General features: G+C 71.4%; 15 protein-coding genes and 1 pseudogene. 12 read left to right on the top strand and 4 right to left on the bottom strand.

The window, feature by feature from the left end; genetic code table 11:
• Positions 1-26 precede the first annotated feature (26 nt).
• Genes KZJ41_RS18450 through KZJ41_RS18440 form a run of 3 tightly spaced genes read left to right on the top strand, consistent with a single transcriptional unit; the run spans position 27 to position 2,787 of the window.
• A complete protein-coding gene (locus tag KZJ41_RS18450) occupies positions 27-932 on the top strand; it encodes a glycosyltransferase family 2 protein (protein ID WP_006942633.1) in 906 nt (301 codons plus the stop codon).
• Positions 929-2,014: a sugar phosphate nucleotidyltransferase gene (locus KZJ41_RS18445; RefSeq protein ID WP_006942634.1), complete on the top strand. Its 1,086-nt coding sequence runs from the start codon at positions 929-931 to the stop codon at positions 2,012-2,014. Before KZJ41_RS18450 ends, KZJ41_RS18445 begins: the two co-directional genes overlap by 4 nt.
• Before the next feature lie 17 nt (positions 2,015-2,031).
• Positions 2,032-2,787 carry an SGNH/GDSL hydrolase family protein gene (locus KZJ41_RS18440; RefSeq protein ID WP_006942636.1) on the top strand — a complete coding sequence of 252 codons (756 nt, stop codon included), beginning with the start codon at positions 2,032-2,034 and terminating at the stop codon, positions 2,785-2,787.
• 134 nt (positions 2,788-2,921) lie between these two features.
• Here KZJ41_RS18440 and KZJ41_RS18435 read toward each other — a convergent pair.
• The 3 genes and pseudogenes from KZJ41_RS18435 to cofD form a co-directional block, all read right to left on the bottom strand.
• Positions 2,922-3,467: pseudogene (locus KZJ41_RS18435) on the bottom strand (NUDIX hydrolase); the annotation flags it as partial.
• A gap of 1 nt (position 3,468) precedes the next feature.
• A complete protein-coding gene (locus KZJ41_RS18430) occupies positions 3,469-4,845 on the bottom strand; it encodes a coenzyme F420-0:L-glutamate ligase (protein WP_037201795.1) in 1,377 nt (458 codons plus the stop codon).
• 2 nt (positions 4,846-4,847) lie between these two features.
• On the bottom strand, positions 4,848-5,837 hold the full coding sequence (gene cofD / locus KZJ41_RS18425) for a 2-phospho-L-lactate transferase (protein WP_029544620.1): 990 nt from the start codon (positions 5,835-5,837) through the stop codon (positions 4,848-4,850).
• Between the two features lie 403 nt (positions 5,838-6,240).
• On the opposite strand from cofD, the gene KZJ41_RS18420 reads away from it, so the two are divergent.
• Positions 6,241-6,504 (top strand): WhiB family transcriptional regulator, encoded by a 264-nt coding sequence (locus KZJ41_RS18420; protein WP_170914112.1) that lies wholly within the window; start codon positions 6,241-6,243, stop codon positions 6,502-6,504.
• A gap of 5 nt (positions 6,505-6,509) precedes the next feature.
• On the opposite strand, the gene KZJ41_RS18415 is transcribed toward KZJ41_RS18420, so the two are convergent.
• A complete protein-coding gene (locus KZJ41_RS18415) occupies positions 6,510-7,004 on the bottom strand; it encodes a metallopeptidase family protein (RefSeq protein ID WP_037201001.1) in 495 nt (164 codons plus the stop codon).
• A gap of 88 nt (positions 7,005-7,092) precedes the next feature.
• Here KZJ41_RS18415 and KZJ41_RS18410 point away from each other — a divergent pair, with 88 nt between their 5' ends.
• The 8 genes from KZJ41_RS18410 to KZJ41_RS18375 all read left to right on the top strand — a co-directional run bounded on the left by KZJ41_RS18410 (position 7,093) and on the right by KZJ41_RS18375 (position 16,013).
• Entirely contained in the window at positions 7,093-7,488 is a 396-nt protein-coding gene (locus KZJ41_RS18410; protein WP_170914101.1) for a DUF3499 domain-containing protein, read from the top strand.
• A 72-nt stretch (positions 7,489-7,560) separates the two neighbouring features.
• Positions 7,561-8,928, top strand: a complete 1,368-nt coding sequence (locus KZJ41_RS18405) for a phosphomannomutase/phosphoglucomutase (protein WP_065922401.1) — start codon at positions 7,561-7,563, stop codon at positions 8,926-8,928.
• A gap of 82 nt (positions 8,929-9,010) precedes the next feature.
• Complete coding sequence (locus tag KZJ41_RS18400; RefSeq protein ID WP_006942656.1) at positions 9,011-10,096, top strand: hypothetical protein; 1,086 nt, start codon at positions 9,011-9,013, stop codon at positions 10,094-10,096.
• Positions 10,096-11,367, top strand: coding sequence for a mannose-6-phosphate isomerase, class I (gene manA, locus KZJ41_RS18395; protein WP_050035464.1), 1,272 nt, complete (start codon positions 10,096-10,098; stop codon positions 11,365-11,367). The genes KZJ41_RS18400 and manA overlap by 1 nt, the downstream gene beginning before the upstream one ends.
• 209 nt (positions 11,368-11,576) lie before the next feature.
• Positions 11,577-13,061, top strand: a complete 1,485-nt coding sequence (locus KZJ41_RS18390; RefSeq protein WP_006942659.1) for an amino acid permease — start codon at positions 11,577-11,579, stop codon at positions 13,059-13,061.
• A 46-nt stretch (positions 13,062-13,107) separates the two neighbouring features.
• The gene (locus KZJ41_RS18385) at positions 13,108-13,770 is read left to right on the top strand and encodes a TetR/AcrR family transcriptional regulator (RefSeq protein ID WP_029544617.1); all 663 of its coding nucleotides are present in this window, start codon (positions 13,108-13,110) and stop codon (positions 13,768-13,770) included.
• 58 nt (positions 13,771-13,828) lie between these two features.
• Positions 13,829-15,316, top strand: a complete 1,488-nt coding sequence (gene ahcY, locus KZJ41_RS18380) for an adenosylhomocysteinase (RefSeq protein ID WP_006942661.1) — start codon at positions 13,829-13,831, stop codon at positions 15,314-15,316.
• Positions 15,317-15,347: 31 nt separating this feature from the next.
• Complete coding sequence (locus tag KZJ41_RS18375) at positions 15,348-16,013, top strand: dTMP kinase (RefSeq protein WP_006942663.1); 666 nt, start codon at positions 15,348-15,350, stop codon at positions 16,011-16,013.
• Positions 16,014-16,015 lie beyond the last annotated feature (2 nt).

Genomic DNA, 16,015 nt, shown 5'->3' with positions numbered 1-16,015 from the left:
CCGCGCCCGGCGGCTAAGGTGACGGCGTGAGTTCGAAGCTGACCGTGGTGACGGTGACCTACTCGCCCGGTGAGCATCTGGAGCACTTCCTGACCTCGCTGACCGGCGCGACGAACCTGCCCACCCAGGTGATCCTGGCGGACAACGGGTCCACCGACGGCGCCCCCGAAGACGCCGCGGCCCGGCACCCGAACGTGCGGCTGCTGCACACCGGCGGCAACATCGGCTACGGCGGGGCCGTCAACCGGGCCGTCGCGGAGGTCGATCCGGCGGAGGAGTTCGTCGTCGTCGCCAATCCCGATGTGCGCTGGGGACCCGGGTCGCTGGACCGGCTGCTCGAGGCGGCGCGTCGCTGGCCGCGCGCGGCGTCCCTCGGCCCGCTGATCTACGAACCCGACGGCACCGTCTATCCGTCGGCGCGCTCGGTGCCCGGGCTGGTCTCCGGCGCCGGGCACGCGCTGCTCGGCACGGTGTGGCCGAAGAACCCGTGGACGCAGCGGTACCGGCAGGAGAACGAGACCGTGTCCGAACGCCCGGTGGGCTGGCTGTCCGGGTCGTGCCTGCTGGTGCGGCGGGCGGCGTTCGACGCGGTCGACGGCTTCGACTCGCGCTACTTCATGTACATGGAGGACGTCGATCTCGGCGACCGGTTCGGCCGGGCGGGCTGGCTCAACGTGTACGTGCCCTCGGCAGAGGTCACCCACGCGAAGGGGCACGCCGCAGGACGGCATCCCGAACTCATGCTGCCGGCCCACCACGACAGCGCGTACCGGTTCCAGGCGGACCGGCACCCGCATCCGTGGCAGGCGCCGCTGCGGTGGGCGCTGCGGGCCGGGCTCGCCGCCCGGTCGAGGATGTCGGTGGCCGCGGCGGCACGCGAACGGGCGCGGGCGGCCGAGGCGGGCAACACCACGGAACAGGGGACACGATGACGAACGATGCTGCGCCGCACACCGATGCGGTGATCCTGGTGGGCGGGCAGGGGACCCGGCTGCGGCCGCTGACCCTGTCCGCGCCGAAGCCGATGCTGCCCACCGCCGGCGTGCCGTTCCTGACGCACCTGCTCACGCGTATCCGTGCGGCCGGCATCAAGCACGTGGTGCTCGGAACATCCTTCAAGGCGGAGGTGTTCGAGGACTACTTCGGTGACGGCTCGGAACTGGGTCTCGAGATCGAGTACGTCACCGAGGCGGAGCCGCTGGGCACCGGCGGCGGCATCCGCAACGTGCTGCCCAGGCTGCGCGCCGACAACGTCATGGTCTTCAACGGTGACGTCCTCGGCGGCACGGATCTCGGTGCGGTGCTCGACACGCACCTGCGCACCGACGCCGACGTGACGCTGCACCTGGTGCGCGTGGGCGACCCCCGCGCGTTCGGGTGCGTGCCCACCGACGAGGAGGGCCGGGTCACCGCGTTCCTGGAGAAGACGCAGGATCCGCCGACGGACCAGATCAACGCCGGCTGTTACGTCTTCAAGCGCGAGATCATCGAGTCGATCCCCGAGGGTCGTCCGGTCTCCGTGGAACGTGAGGTCTTTCCGTCCCTGCTGGCGGAGGGCAAGCGCGTGTACGGGCACGTCGACGCCGCCTACTGGCGGGACATGGGCACGCCGGAGGACTTCGTGCGCGGCTCGGCAGACCTGGTGCGCGGCATCGCACCGTCGCCCGCGCTCGGTGGGCAGCGCGGCGAATCCCTCGTCCATCCCGGTGCCTCCGTCGCGCCCGGTGCCCTGCTGATCGGCGGCACCGTCGTCGGCCGCGGCGCCGAGATCGGCGCCGGCGCACGCCTGGACGGCGCGGTGATCTTCGACGGCGCGAGGGTGGAGGCCGGTGCGGTGATCGAGCGGTCCATCATCGGATTCGGGGTCCGGGTCGGTCCCCGCGCCCTGATCCGCGACGGGGTGATCGGCGACGGCGCCGACATCGGGGCGCGCTGCGAGCTGCTGCGCGGCGCCCGGGTCTGGCCCGGTGTGCAGATCCCCGACGGGGGGATCCGTTTCAGCACCGACGTGTGAGCACGGGGGGTCCACGAATGAAGTTCGAACGGTATGTGGCGCTGGGTGATTCGTTCACCGAAGGCGTCGGGGACCCGGATCCGGCCCGGCCCAACGGGTTGCGTGGCTGGGCGGACCTCGTCGCCGAGGAGCTCGCCCGCGACAACCCCGGGTTCGGGTATGCGAACCTCGCCGTGCGCGGACGGCTGCTGCGCCCGATCCTCGACGAGCAGCTCGACGCGGCGATCGCGATGCGACCCGACCTGGTGACGATCTACGCCGGTGGCAACAACCTCATGCGCCCGAAGCTTGACCTCGACGCGTTGGCGGCCGAGTACGACGACGCGATCGGCAAGCTTGCCGCCACGGGTGCGCGAGTGCTCGTGTGGACGGCCTACGACGGCAGCTGGGCGCCGGTGTTCGGGGTGCTGCGCGGCCGCTGGGCCGTCTACAACGAGCTGGTCCGGGCGATCGCCGACCGCCACGGTGCGGCGATCGTCGACTTCTGGCGGTTCGACGAGTACCGCGACCTGCGGATGTGGGATTTCGACCGGCTCCACATGTCGCCGGCCGGGCACCGGAACATGGCGATCCGCGTGCTCGATCTCCTCGGTGTGTCGCACACGCTCACCCCGGCCGAATTCGATGCCGCGCCGGTGGTCTCGGCGGCGAAGCGGGCCGAGGACCGCCGGTGGGCACGCGAATTCCTGATTCCCTGGGTCGGGCGGCGCCTGCGCGGCACCTCCTCGGGCGACGGCATCGAACCGAAACGCCCCACGCTGCAACCGGTCTAACGGCCCGCCCCGGTGCGTACGGCGGGGCCCGCCCCGGTGCGTACGGCGGGGCCCGCCCCGGTGCGCACGGCGGGGCCCGCCCCGGTGCGCACGGCGGGGCCCGCCCCGGTGCGTACGGCGGGGCCCGCCCCGGTGCGTACGGCGGCGAGGCCGAGCAGGTGCCCGAGGGTGTCGTGCTCGGCCTCCGGCGGCAGCGCGTCGACCGGCCACCAGCGCAGGTCGGTCGATTCCGCGCTGCGGACGGGCACGGCCCCGGGCGGCGCGACGACGAGGAACCGCAGGTCCAGGTGCCGGGTCGGGCGGCCCAGCGAGCAGGTGATCGGATGGGTGTGCGCCGAGAGCAGTTCCGGATCGATGACCAGGTTCTCGATGCCGGACTCCTCGGTCGCCTCCCGCAGCGCCGCCCCGACGACCGTCTCGTCGGATTCCTCGCAGTGCCCGCCGAGCTGGATCCACCGCCCCACCCGGGGATGCAGGGTGAGCAGCACGTGCCGGCGGTCGGCGTCGAGCACGAGCGACGACGCCGTGACGTGTCCGGGCACGTGCCTGCGGAGGCACCCCTCGGGCGCGGCGTCGAGGAACGCGAGCATGGTGTGCCGCAGCGACTCCGCGTCCACCGAGTCGGTCCGCCAGTTCTGCAGCCGGTCGACGGCCGAGGCGTGCAGCGTGGACGCGGTCACCTCAAAGCTCCAGCAGCAGGTCGCCGGCCGCGGGGGCGACGCGCGGCGTCGCCGGCTCGAGGGGGTGCCCGACCGCGATCGCGCCGAGCGGCGACCAGTCCCCGGGCAGGCCGAGTTCACGCCGCACGACGTCCGGGGCGAAGATCGTCGACCCGATCCAGCAGCTGCCGAGCCCGCGCACGGCGAGCGAGACCAGCAAGCCCTGCACGGCAGCGCCGGCGGCGACGGTGAACATCGTGGCCTCGGCGGCGGTGCGGCGGGCGTCGGGGTAGCTGTGTGCGCCGTCGGGAACCCAGAACGGGATCACCATTTCGGGGGCGCCGTAGAGGATGGCGCCGCGGCCGACCCGGCGGTCGATCGCCGCCGGGTCGAGCCCGTCACCGGCGAGGTCGGCGGCCCAGCGTTCGCGCATGCGGTCGAGCAGCCGCCGGCGGACCTGCTCGGTGCGGACCCAGACGAACCGCACCGGGTGGGTGTGGTGCGGCGCCGGAGCGGTGAGCGCCTCGGCGACCGCGTCCCGCAGATCCTCGGGATCGACCGGTTCCGAGGAGAATTCGCGCACCGACCGGCGCAACAGCAGCGCCTCACGGCGGCCCTGCTCGAGTGCCTCGGCGGTGCCGAGCCAGAACAGGTCGTCCTCCCCGCCGCGGATCAGTTCCTGTGCGGTGGAACCGTTGTCGGGCAGGTCGAGACCGCGGACCACCGCGACGGGTACCCCGCCCAGCTTGCCCTTGACGAGATCGCCCGCGGCGGCGATCTCGTCGGCGACGGCGACGGAGGTGACGAACAGCTCGTTGCCCTGCGCGTCCCGGGATCCGGCATATTCGTGCAGGACCGGGATCCCGGCCGCACCGATCGCGGCGTCGGTCTGGCCGACGCGCCAGGCCCGGCCCATCGTGTCGGTGACGACCACCGCGACCGTCACGCCGAGCAGGGTCCCCAGGCGCTCCCGCAGCGCCGCGGCACTCGCGTCCGGGTCCTCGGGTAGCAGGGCGAGCTCGGACGCGGCGACGTTGGAGCCGTCGATCCCGGAGGCTGCCTGCACGATCCCGAGCCGGTTCTCGGTGATGAGGGTGCGGCCCTTGCGGGCGAGCACGCGTACGGCCTCCTGGTCGACGAGGCGGCGCCGGAGCGTGTCGCGGGCCTCGGGATCGGTGGGGGCGTCGACGATGCGGCCCTCGACCTTGGAGAAGACCTTGCTGGTGACGACGAGGACGTCCCCGTCGGCGAGCCAGGGTGCGGCGGTGGCCACTGCGGCGGCGAGGTCGTCGCCGGGCCGGAACTCGGGCAGGCCCGGCACCGGGAGGATCTCGATCGGCCGCCCGGGGGAGTGGTCGCGCACTCCGGCGGCGGTCCCGGTGGCCGTGTCGGTGGGCATGGTCACGGGGTCACTCCTGCCAGTTCTAATGCGGCGCGAGCCATCTCGGCTGTCGCGTCCGGATCGGTCATGAGCAGCGGCACGCTGCGCACCTCGACGCCGGGCACATCGGCGGTGTCGGTGGAATGGATCAGCCACCCGTCGAGCAGGCCCGCGCCGCTGCGGGCGCCGTAGTGCCGCCCGACGCCCTGGGCGGTCGACTCGACGCCGATCACGTCGAGGCAGGCATCGGCCATGCCGCGCAACGGCTTTCCGTCGATCACCGGCGAGAGGCCGACGATCTTCGCGGACGTGGTGCGCAGCGCGCCGCGCAGGCCGGGGATCGCGAGGAGCGCGCCGATGCTCACCACCGGGTTCGACGGGGCGAGGATCACCACGTCCGCCGATTCGATCGCCGCGAGCACCCCGGGAGCGGGGGCGGCCTTCTCGGCGCCGATGTGCGCGAAGCTGTGCGTGGGGACCTGCGCGCGGTGCCGGACCCACCATTCCTCGAAGTGCACGGCGCGCTGCTCGCCGTCGGCCGGATCGGTGATGACCACGTGGGTCTCGCTGCGGTCGTCGGAGACCGGGAGCAGGGTGACGCCGGGCTTCCACCGGTCGCACAGGGCCTCGGTCACGGCCGAGAGCGGGTATCCGGCGCTCAGCAACTGGGTGCGCAGCAGGTGGGTCGCGATGTCGCGGTCGCCGAGACCGAACCAGTCGGGTGTGGCGCCGTAGGCCGCCAGCTCCTCCTTCGCGTGCCAGGTCTCGTCGGCCCGGCCCCATCCGCGTTCGGTGTCGATCCCGCCGCCGAGGGTGTACATGCACGTGTCCAGGTCGGGGCAGATCCGCAGCCCGTGCATCCAGACGTCGTCGCCGATGTTGACGATCGCGGTGACCCGGTGTGCGGCGTCGGGGTCGAGGTCGCGGCCGGGTTCGATGCCGAGGAGCCGGCGCACGCCGGTGAGAAAACGCGCACCTCCGACGCCGCCGACCAATACAGTCACGTTCACAGGGCAAGCCTAGGCGGTGCGCCGGGTGGGCTGCCGGGGTGCCTGCGCGCCCGGGCGGCGGGTGCGCACCGGCACGGTGGAGAACCCCGGATGGTAAGGCAGCGGCGCCGCTCGGCTTGACCGCGACACGCCCCACGTGTCTAATCACATAAGTGTCATTTCCAGTGAACCGGGGCCGAGATCGGTTGTGGTGAACTGCATTCGAACGCATGTTCGACCGGGGATGGCGCGGAGTGGGCCGGTTTCGACGAGAGTTGCAGCGCTGCAGGTGAGGAGGCGAACGATGGCCGACGAGCGCGAATGGTTCGAGAGCTCTCGGATCGACACTGCAGGCATCGACACTGCAGGCGAGGACGTTCGGGACGACATCGACGGCATCGGGGGGGACGCGCCCGCGCGACCCGTGCTCAGCCTGATCGATGGTTTCGGCGACCCGTCCGACGGTGGCGACGAACAGTGGCAGGAACGCGCGCTGTGCGCGCAGACGGATCCCGAGGCGTTCTTCCCCGAGAAGGGCGGATCGACCCGGGAGGCGAAGCGGATCTGCTTGGGCTGCGAGGTCCGGGACGAGTGTCTCGAATACGCGCTGGCCAACGACGAGCGCTTCGGCATCTGGGGCGGTCTGTCGGAGCGGGAGCGCCGGCGCCTCAAGCGCGGCATCGTCTGAGGACGTCAGTCCTCGTCGAAGCCGCCGAGCTCGGGGTCGATGACCTCGGGTTCCACGCCGAGGTAGGTGGCGACCTGGTGCACGAGCACGTCGTGGACCAGATCGGTGAGATCCTCGGGATCCTTCGCCCGCAGTTCGAGCGGGCGGCGGAAGAGCACGATCCGGGCCCGCGTCGCGGCGCCGCGGCGGTCGATCCCCGCGGGCACGAGTCGCGACAGCGGCACCGGACCGTCCGCGACCACCTCCGACGGCCAGTTCACCGAGTCGGGGTCGAGGGCGCGGATCTTGGGCACCTCGTCGACGGCGATATCGAGCTTGGTCAGCCGGTCGTGCCACTGCGCGTCGATCGGGGCGAACGCCCCCAGCACGAGCAGGTCGAACTTCTCCGCCCGTGAGCGCCACGCCGGCAACTCGTGCGGGAACAACGGCCCGCGCACGCCGCGGCCGCGTCGCGCGACCGAGCGGGACGTCACGGGGCGGGAACGGCGCGATCGGTGCATGCTCTGGACAGTACGACACGAAAATCCGTACCGGGTTCTCCGGTGTGTCCGGATAGTCCCCGGGCGGACGGCGCGCTACTCTCCGACTGTGAGATCACTGCGTCGATGCTGCCGGCCTGGGTGCAAGAACCCTGCTGTTGCGACGCTGACCTACGTGTACTCGGACTCCACCGCGGTCGTCGGTCCGCTGGCGACGGTCGCCGAGCCGCACTCGTGGGATCTGTGCGAATCGCACGGCTCGCGGATCACCGCGCCGAAGGGGTGGGAGCTGGTCCGGTACGAGGGTGCCTTCACCACCGGCACTCCGGACGAGGACGACCTGACCGCCCTGGCCGAGGCGGTGCGTGAGGCCGGTCTCGGCGAGCGTGCCCGAACCGACTCCGACGACACCGATTCCGGTGTCCCCACGGCGCTGGCCGCGCCGCCCACGGCCCGCACCGGCCGCCGTGGCCACCTGCGCGTGTTGCCCGATCCCACGTCCTGATCGTCGCCCACTAGGCTGACCGTGCCCCGCCGCGGAGGCGGCGGTGCCAGTCGACGATCAGGAGCAGCAACAGTGGCGAGATCTGCCGAGTCCGTGTCCGCCGTGGTCAAGGCATACGACGTGCGTGGCGTGGTGGGAGAACAGCTCGATGCGGGGTTCGTCCGTGATGTCGGAGCCTCCTTCGCTCGCCTGATGCGCGACGGCGGCGCCACCCGCATCGTGATCGGCCACGACATGCGCGAATCGTCCCCGCAGCTGTCGCAGGCCTTCGCCGCCGGCGTCACCGCCCAGGGACTCGACGTCGTGCACATCGGACTCGCCTCCACCGACCAGCTGTACTTCGCCTCCGGCATCCTCGAGGCCCCCGGCGCCATGTTCACCGCGAGCCACAACCCGGCGCGCTACAACGGCATCAAGCTGTGCCGGGCCGGGGCGAAGCCGGTCGGGCAGGAGACCGGCCTCGCCACCATCGCCGCCGAACTCGTCGCCGGCGTCCCGGACTTCGACGGCGCCCCCGGCACCGTCTCCGAACGGGACGTGCTCGCCGACTACGCCGCGTTCGTCCGCTCGCGGGTGGAACTGTCGGCGATGCGCCCGCTGAAGGTCGCCGTCGACGCCGGCAACGGCATGGGCGGGCACACGGTGCCGGCGGTGTTCGGCGCGCTCCCGATCGACCTCGTGCCGCTGTACTTCGAACTCGACGGCACCTTCCCCAACCACGAGGCCAACCCGCTCGATCCCGCCAACCTGGTGGACCTGCAGAAGCTCGTGCGCGAATCCGGTGCCGACCTCGGACTCGCCTTCGACGGCGACGCCGACCGCTGCTTCGTCGTCGACGAGCGCGGCGAGCCGGTCACTCCGTCGGCGGTCACCGCGCTGGTGGCCGCGCGGGAACTCGCCAAGGAACCCGGGTCGACGATCATCCACAACCTCATCACCTCGCGCGCCGTGCCGGAACTGGTCGCCGAACTCGGCGGCAAGCCCGTCCGCACCCGCGTCGGGCACTCGTTCATCAAGCAGCAGATGGCCGAGACCGGGGCCGTGTTCGGGGGGGAGCACTCCGCGCACTACTACTTCCGCGACTTCTGGGGCGCGGACTCGGGCATGCTCGCCGCGCTGCACGTGCTCGCCGCGCTCGCCGGGCAGGACCGGCCGCTGTCCGAGCTGATGGCCGGCTACGACCGGTACGCGGCGTCCGGGGAGATCAACTCCACCGTCGCCGACGCCGCGGAGCGCACCGCCGCCGTGCTCGAGGCATTCGGCGATCGTGCCGAATCGGTCGACCGGCTCGACGGCGTCACCGTCGACCTCGCCGACGGCGCCTGGTTCAACCTGCGCGCCTCCAACACCGAGCCGCTGCTGCGGCTCAACGTCGAGGCCCGCACCGCCGAACAGGTCGACGCGCTGGTGAGGGAAATCCTGGCAATCGTGCGCGCGTGACGGAAGTATCCGTGGCGGGGATAATCGAGTTCCCGGGGCCCGGCGCCGGGACGGTTCGAGTCGGAAGGATGGTGGCGCAGCCATGACGGCTCCCTCTTCGTTCCTCGACTTGGACGACACAGACGCCCTGATCGACGCGGACGTCGACGGGATTCTGCGGTTCGCCGCGCTCGGTGGGGCCCAGATCCGGGCCACCGCAGCGGCCGTCGACGAGCAGATCCTCGACCGCCTGCACGGCCTGCACCCCCGCAGCGTGGTGCTCGTGTGCGGCGACGCGCGCGCCGCGCGCGCGGGCGAGCTGGTCGTCGCGATGCTTGCGGCCCGCTCGGCCGTGCCGCTGGTCACGGCCCCCGTCACGCCGCCGTGGGTCGGCCCGCTCGACGTCGTCGTCGTCGCGGGCGACGACGCGGGCGACCCGCAGCTCGCCGAGTCGGTCGCCGCGGCCCTGCGGCGCGGGGCCGAGGTCGTCGTCGACGCCCCGGACGAGGGGCCGATCCGGGCGGCGACCGCCGGCCGTGCGACGCTGCTGCCCCCGCGGATCCGGGTGCCGGTGGCGTACTCACTCCTGCGGCACCTCGCCGTGTTCCTCGCGGTGGTGGTCGCGATGGAGGCCACCCGCACGGCGGGCGCGGTTCCCCCGCTGGCCGACCTCGCCGATTCGGCGGACGCGGAGGCCGGTCGCGACCAGCCGGGCAGCGAGGTGTTCCACAACCCGGCGAAGGCGCTCGCGGCCCGCATCCAGTCGCGTCGGGTGGCGCTGGCCGGCGACTCCGCGGTGACGGCCGCGCTGGCCCGGCACGCCGGGGAGTCCCTGTTGCAGGTGGCCGGGGTGATCGCGTCGGCGTCGGCGTTGTCGGACGTCCTCGCCGCCCGGGACCGGCTCATCGCGAGGCCGCCGGCGAGCGGGGAACCCTACGATCCGTTCTTCCACGACGAACAGCTCGACGGGCCGGTGCCCGCACCCCCGGCGCGGGTGTTCGTGCTGAGCGTGGAGGAGGATCGGCGGCAGGCGGAGCGGCGCGCGGCAGCGCTGCCGGACATGGAGTTGGTATCGGTGGTGGGGGAGTTCGAGGCGAAGGCGGTGCCGCCGGTGCCGGAGCAGGTGGCGGTGCTGGCCGTGCGATTCGAGATGGCCGCGGCCTATCTGCGGTTGGTCGGTGGTTGCTAGTGCTCCGACTCGAAGGTGCGCTGCGTTCGTATGCCTGGGGTTCGCGCACCGCGATCGCGGCGCTGTGCGGCCGTACCGTGCCGTCCGCACATCCGGAGGCGGAACTGTGGCTCGGTGCGCATCCCGCGGACCCGGCGCGCGTGGTGAGCGCCAACGGCGACAGCCCGGGCGGGAGCGCATCGCTGCTCGACGTGCTCGAGGCCGATCCGGGCGGGCATCTGGGGCCGGCGACACTGAGCCGGTTCGGACCCCGGCTGCCGTTCCTGCTCAAGTTGCTCGCCGCCGAGGAGCCACTGTCGTTGCAGGCCCATCCGAGCGCCGAACAGGCCGCCGAGGGCTTCGCCCGGGAGGAGGCCGCGGGCCTGCCCCTCGAGTCGCCGGTGCGGAACTACCGCGATGCGAGCCACAAGCCCGAACTCGTCGTCGCGCTCACCCGCTTCGAGGCGCTCGCCGGTTTCCGGGATCCGCACCGCACCGTCGAGTTGCTCGGCGCCCTCGAGGTTCCCGAGCTCGACCCGTACATCGGGTTGCTCGCCGGGCAGCCCGACTCGGACGGCCTGCGGGCGCTGTTCACCATCTGGATCACCCTGCCGCAGTCGGTGCTGTCGGCGTTGCTGCCGCGGGTGCTCGACGGCTGCGTGACGTACCTGGCGACGCACAACGGCAACGGCACGGCCTCGTTCGCCGAGGAGGTGCGGACCGTGCTGCAGCTGGCCGAGTTCTACCCGGGCGACGCGGGGGTGCTCGCTGCGGTACTGCTCAACCGGATCACCCTCGAGCCGGGACAGGGCCTGTTCCTCGCCGCCGGGAACCTGCACGCGTACCTGCACGGCATGGCCGTGGAGATCATGGCCAACTCGGACAACGTGCTGCGCGGCGGCCTCACGCCGAAACACGTCGACGTGCCGGAGTTGCTGCGGGTGCTCGATTTCCGTCCCGTGGATGTGCCGATCCTCGAACCGGAGCCGTCCGGGCCGGGCGAGGTGCGCTACCGGACTCCGGCCCCGGAGTTCGCGCTGTCACGCGTCGACGTCGCCGCCGGCTCCGATGCCGCACCGGACGCCGTCACCCTGCCGCCGTGCGGCCCGCAGATCCTGTTGTGCACCGCCGGGGTGGCCGGGGTGGAATGCGGTGGGCGGAGCCTGCAGCTGTCGGCCGGCCAGGCGGTGTGGCTGTCGGCCTCCGACCCGGCCGTCACGGTGCGGGCGGCCGGCGAGCCGGCGCAACTGTTCCGCGCGCGGTTGGCGGACACCGGCGCTCCCGTCGACTAGCGGAAACACGCTCGTTTCCGATCGATGAGGGGGTGCTGTTCTCCCTCGGCTCGTTGTCCGCGATCGACGACCCGATGCCCGGGTCGGGGCCGTCGTCCCCGCCGTTCGGCTGATCCACCTCGAGCCCGACCTGTTCCGTACCCCCCGTGGCTTAGGCGTGGGAAGGCGCCACTCCGGGTACTTCCGCTCCGGAGAAAGGGGAGTGCCCGATGACCGAGACCGGCGGCGTATCCCGCAGCGGACTGTTCCGGACCAAGTCGGTGGAGCGATCCATCCTCGACACCGACGAACCGGATTCCCGTCTGCGCAAGGACCTCACAGCGTGGGACCTGATTGTGTTCGGCGTGGCCGTCGTCATCGGCGCCGGCATCTTCACCCTCACGGCCCGGACGGCCGGGAACGTCGCCGGCCCGTCCGTGTCCCTCGCGTTCGTGCTCGCGGCTGTGGCCTGCGCGCTCGCGGCGCTGTGCTACGCCGAGTTCGCGTCGACCGTGCCCGTCGCCGGGAGCGCCTACACCTTCTCCTTCGCGACGTTCGGCGAGTTCGTCGCATGGATCATCGGCTGGGACCTCATCCTCGAGTTCGCTCTCGCCGCCGCCGTGGTCGGCAAGGGCTGGTCGCTGTATCTCGGCGAGGTGCTCGGCGGCCTGTCGCCGGTGGCTTCTCTCGGGCCCGTGAAGGTGGACTGGGGTGCGATCCTGATCGTCGTGGTGATCGGCGTACTCGTAGCCACGGGCACGAAGCTCTCCTCGCGCGTGTCGCTGGTGATCACCTCGATCAAGATCGCCGTCGTCCTGTTCGTTGTCGCGCTCGGCGTCTTCTACATCGACACCGACAACTACACCCCGTACGTCCCGCCGTCGGAATCTGCCTCGACCGGTGAGGGCCTGCGGCAGTCGCTGTTCTCGTTCCTCACCGGGGCCGGGGGCAGCACGTTCGGGTGGTACGGCCTGCTCGCCGCGGCGAGCCTGGTGTTCTTCGCATTCATCGGGTTCGACGTGGTCGCCACCACCGCGGAGGAGACGCGGCATCCCCAGCGGGCCGTGCCCATCGGGATCCTGGGCTCCCTCGCGATCGTCACCGTGCTGTACGTGGCGGTGAGCCTCGTCCTCACCGGGATGGTGAACTACAAGGAACTGGCCGGAGACGAGTCGACGCTCGCGACGGCGTTCGCGCTGAACGGGATGGACTGGGCCAAGAACCTCATCTCGGTCGGTGCCCTCGCCGGCCTGACCACCGTCGTGATGGTCCTGATGCTGGGCCAGACCCGGGTGCTGTTCGCGATGGCACGCGACGGCCTCGTCCCGCGACGGTTGTCGCACACCGGCCGGCACGGTACCCCGGTGCGGACGACCGTGCTGGTGACGGTCGTGGTTGCCGTCCTCGCCGGCCTCATTCCGCTCGGCACCCTCGAGGAGATGGTCAACATCGGGACGCTCTTCGCGTTCGTCCTGGTTTCGATCGGGGTGATCGTGCTGCGCCGGACCCGTCCGGATCTCGAGCGCGGATTCCGGGTGCCCGCGGTGCCGCTCGTGCCGATTCTCGCGGTACTCGCGTGCGTGTGGCTGATGGCCAACCTGTCGGTGGAGACGTGGTTGCGGTTCGTGGTGTGGATGGTGATCGGCGTGGTCGTCTACTTCACCTACAGTCGCCGGCACTCGGTACTGGCGGAACCGGCGGCGCCGCGCCGCTAGCTCCATTCGTGTTGACGGGACCCGCCCCGCGTGAAAACGTCGCGGCATGTCGATCGTGCACGAATCGTCCCCCGCCGGGGAGCCCCCGCGAGCCGGGGAACCCGAGGACCGGCAACGCGTACCGTTCCACGAGGCCAGCCGGATGCTGCTGCGCAACTCGGTGCTCGATGCCATGCGGGACCTGCTCACCGCCCGCGACTGGTCCGCCGTCACCATGACGGACGTCGCCCGGGGCGCCGGTGTGAGCCGGCAGACGCTCTACAACGAGTTCGCCTCGCGGCAGGGCCTGGCCCAGGCGTATGCCCTGCGCCTGGTCGATCAGTTCGTCGACGCCGTCGACGACGCGATCTACAGCCATGTGGGGCAGGCGCGCGACGCCCTCGTCGAGGGGTTCACGTCGTTCTTCGTCGAGAGCAGCGCCGACCCGCTGATCCAGTCGCTGCTGCGCGGCGAGGCCAAGCCCGACCTGTTGCGGTTGATCACCACCGATTCGGCGCCGCTCATCGAGCGGGCCTCCGCCCGGCTGTCGGAAACCTTCCAGCGCAGCTGGGTCCAGGCGTCCGCGTCGGATGCGGGCATCCTGGGCCGCGCGATCGTGCGCATCGCGATGAGCTACATCTCCATGCCGCCCGAGTCCGACCGGGACGTCGCCGCGGACCTGGCGGAGCTGCTCGGGCCGTTCATCGATCGCTCCGCCCGGCACGACTGAGCAGCGAGTTGTATAGCCTGTTGGCAGAACCGACTGACAACAGGAGAGGCATTCTCACGTGTCCGACACCAAGCTCGTGGCCGACCAGCTGAATGGGATCGACTTCAAGGTCGCCGATCTGTCCCTCGCCGAATTCGGCCGCAAGGAGATCCGGCTGGCCGAGCACGAGATGCCCGGCCTGATGGCGCTGCGCCGCGAGTACGCGGAGGTGCTGCCGCTGAAGGGCGCGCGGATCTCCGGCTCGCTGCACATGACCGTCCAGACGGCCGTGCTGATCGAGACGCTCGTCGCGCTCGGCGCCGAGGTGCGCTGGGCCTCGTGCAACATCTTCTCGACCCAGGACCATGCCGCCGCTGCGGTCGTCGTCGGCCCGCACGGCACCGTGGAGGCCCCGCGCGGTGTGCCGGTGTTCGCGTGGAAGGGCGAGACCCTCGAGGAGTACTGGTGGGCTGCCGAGCAGATGCTCACCTGGCCCGCCGCCGCCGACGGGACACCGCGGCCGGCCAACATGATCCTCGACGACGGCGGTGACGCCACCATGCTGGTGCTCAAGGGCGCGCAGTTCGAGAAGGCGGGTGTGGTGCCGCCGGTGGACGAGGAGCACGACTCCGCCGAGTACCGGGTGTTCCTGGCGCTCCTGCGCGAGTCCCTCGCGCAGGACGCGAAGAAGTGGACGGCGATCGCCGAGTCGGTGCGCGGCGTCACCGAGGAGACCACCACCGGTGTGCTGCGGCTGTACCAGCTCTCGGCCGGCGGCGACCTGGCGTTCCCCGCGATCAACGTCAACGACTCGGTCACCAAGAGCAAGTTCGACAACAAGTACGGCACCCGGCACTCGCTGCTCGACGGCATCAACCGCGGTACCGACGTGCTCATCGGCGGCAAGGCCGCCCTGGTGTGCGGCTACGGGGACGTCGGCAAGGGCTGCGCGGAGGCGCTGCGCGGGCAGGGTGCGCGCGTGTCCGTCACCGAGATCGACCCGATCAACGCGCTGCAGGCGCTGATGGACGGCTTCGATGTCGTCACGGTCGAGGGCTTCATCGAGCAGGCCGACATCGTGATCACCGCGACCGGCAACAAGGACATCATCACCTTCGACCACATGCGCCGCATGAAGCACCAGGCGATCCTGGGCAACATCGGCCACTTCGACAACGAGATCGACATGGCCGGCCTCGAGCGGGCGGCGGACGTCACCCGCATCAACATCAAGCCGCAGGTCGACGAGTTCCGTTTCGCCGACGGGCATTCCATCCTCGTGCTGTCCGAGGGCCGGCTGCTCAACCTCGGCAACGCCACGGGCCATCCGTCGTTCGTGATGAGCAACTCGTTCGCCAACCAGGTGATCGCCCAGATCGAGCTGTGGACCAAGCCGGACGAGTACGACAACGAGGTCTACCGCCTGCCCAAGCACCTGGACGAGAAGGTCGCCCGCATCCACGTCGAGGCCCTCGGCGGCGAGCTCACCAAGCTGTCCAAGGACCAGGCCGAGTACATCGGGGTCGACGTGGAGGGCCCGTACAAGCCCGAGCACTACCGGTACTGAGCACGGTAGCGAGGATCGCAGGACACCGCCGATGGGCGCGTTGATCGTCGTGGAGGGGCTCGACGGGGCCGGCAAGCGGACACTGTCCGCGGGCCTCGTCGAGGCTTGGCGCGCTGCGGGATTCGTCGTCGCGACGCTCGCGTTCCCGCGCTACGGCGTGTCGGTGCACGCCGACCTCGGTGCCGAGGCCCTGCGGGGCCGGCACGGTGACGCGGCCTCGAGCATCGAGGCGATGGCCCTGCTGTGGGCCCTCGATCGGCGCGACGCCGCCGACGAGTTGCGGAAGCTCCTGGCGGGCAACGACATCGTGCTGCTCGACCGGTATGTCGCGTCCAACGCCGCCTACACCGCCGCGCGGCACCACGAGGACGGCTCGGGGCCGTCGGTGGAATGGGTCCGCGAGCTCGAGTTCGATCGGTTCGCGCTGCCTGTACCGGATCTGCAGCTGCTGCTGCGGGTACCCGTGGAACTGGCTGCGCAGCGGGCCCGCAGTCGCGCCGCTGCCGACACGGCCCGCGATCGGGACGCGTACGAACGGGACTCGGGTCTGCAGGCCCGGACCGGGCAGGTGTACGACGACCTCGCACGCCGACAGTGGATGTCGCCGTGGCGGGTTGCCGGACCCGACGCCGATCCGCGACAACTCGCCGCCGAGATCTCAAATCAGCTTCACCACGGTCGAGGAGTGACACGATAGAA

It is taken from the genome of Rhodococcus sp. 11-3 (genome assembly GCF_023704055.1).
GTDB classification, from domain to species: Bacteria; Actinomycetota; Actinomycetes; order Mycobacteriales; family Mycobacteriaceae; genus Rhodococcus; species Rhodococcus aetherivorans.
Note: the sequence above shows the minus strand (reverse complement) of the source record. Positions and strands in the feature narration are given on the sequence as shown.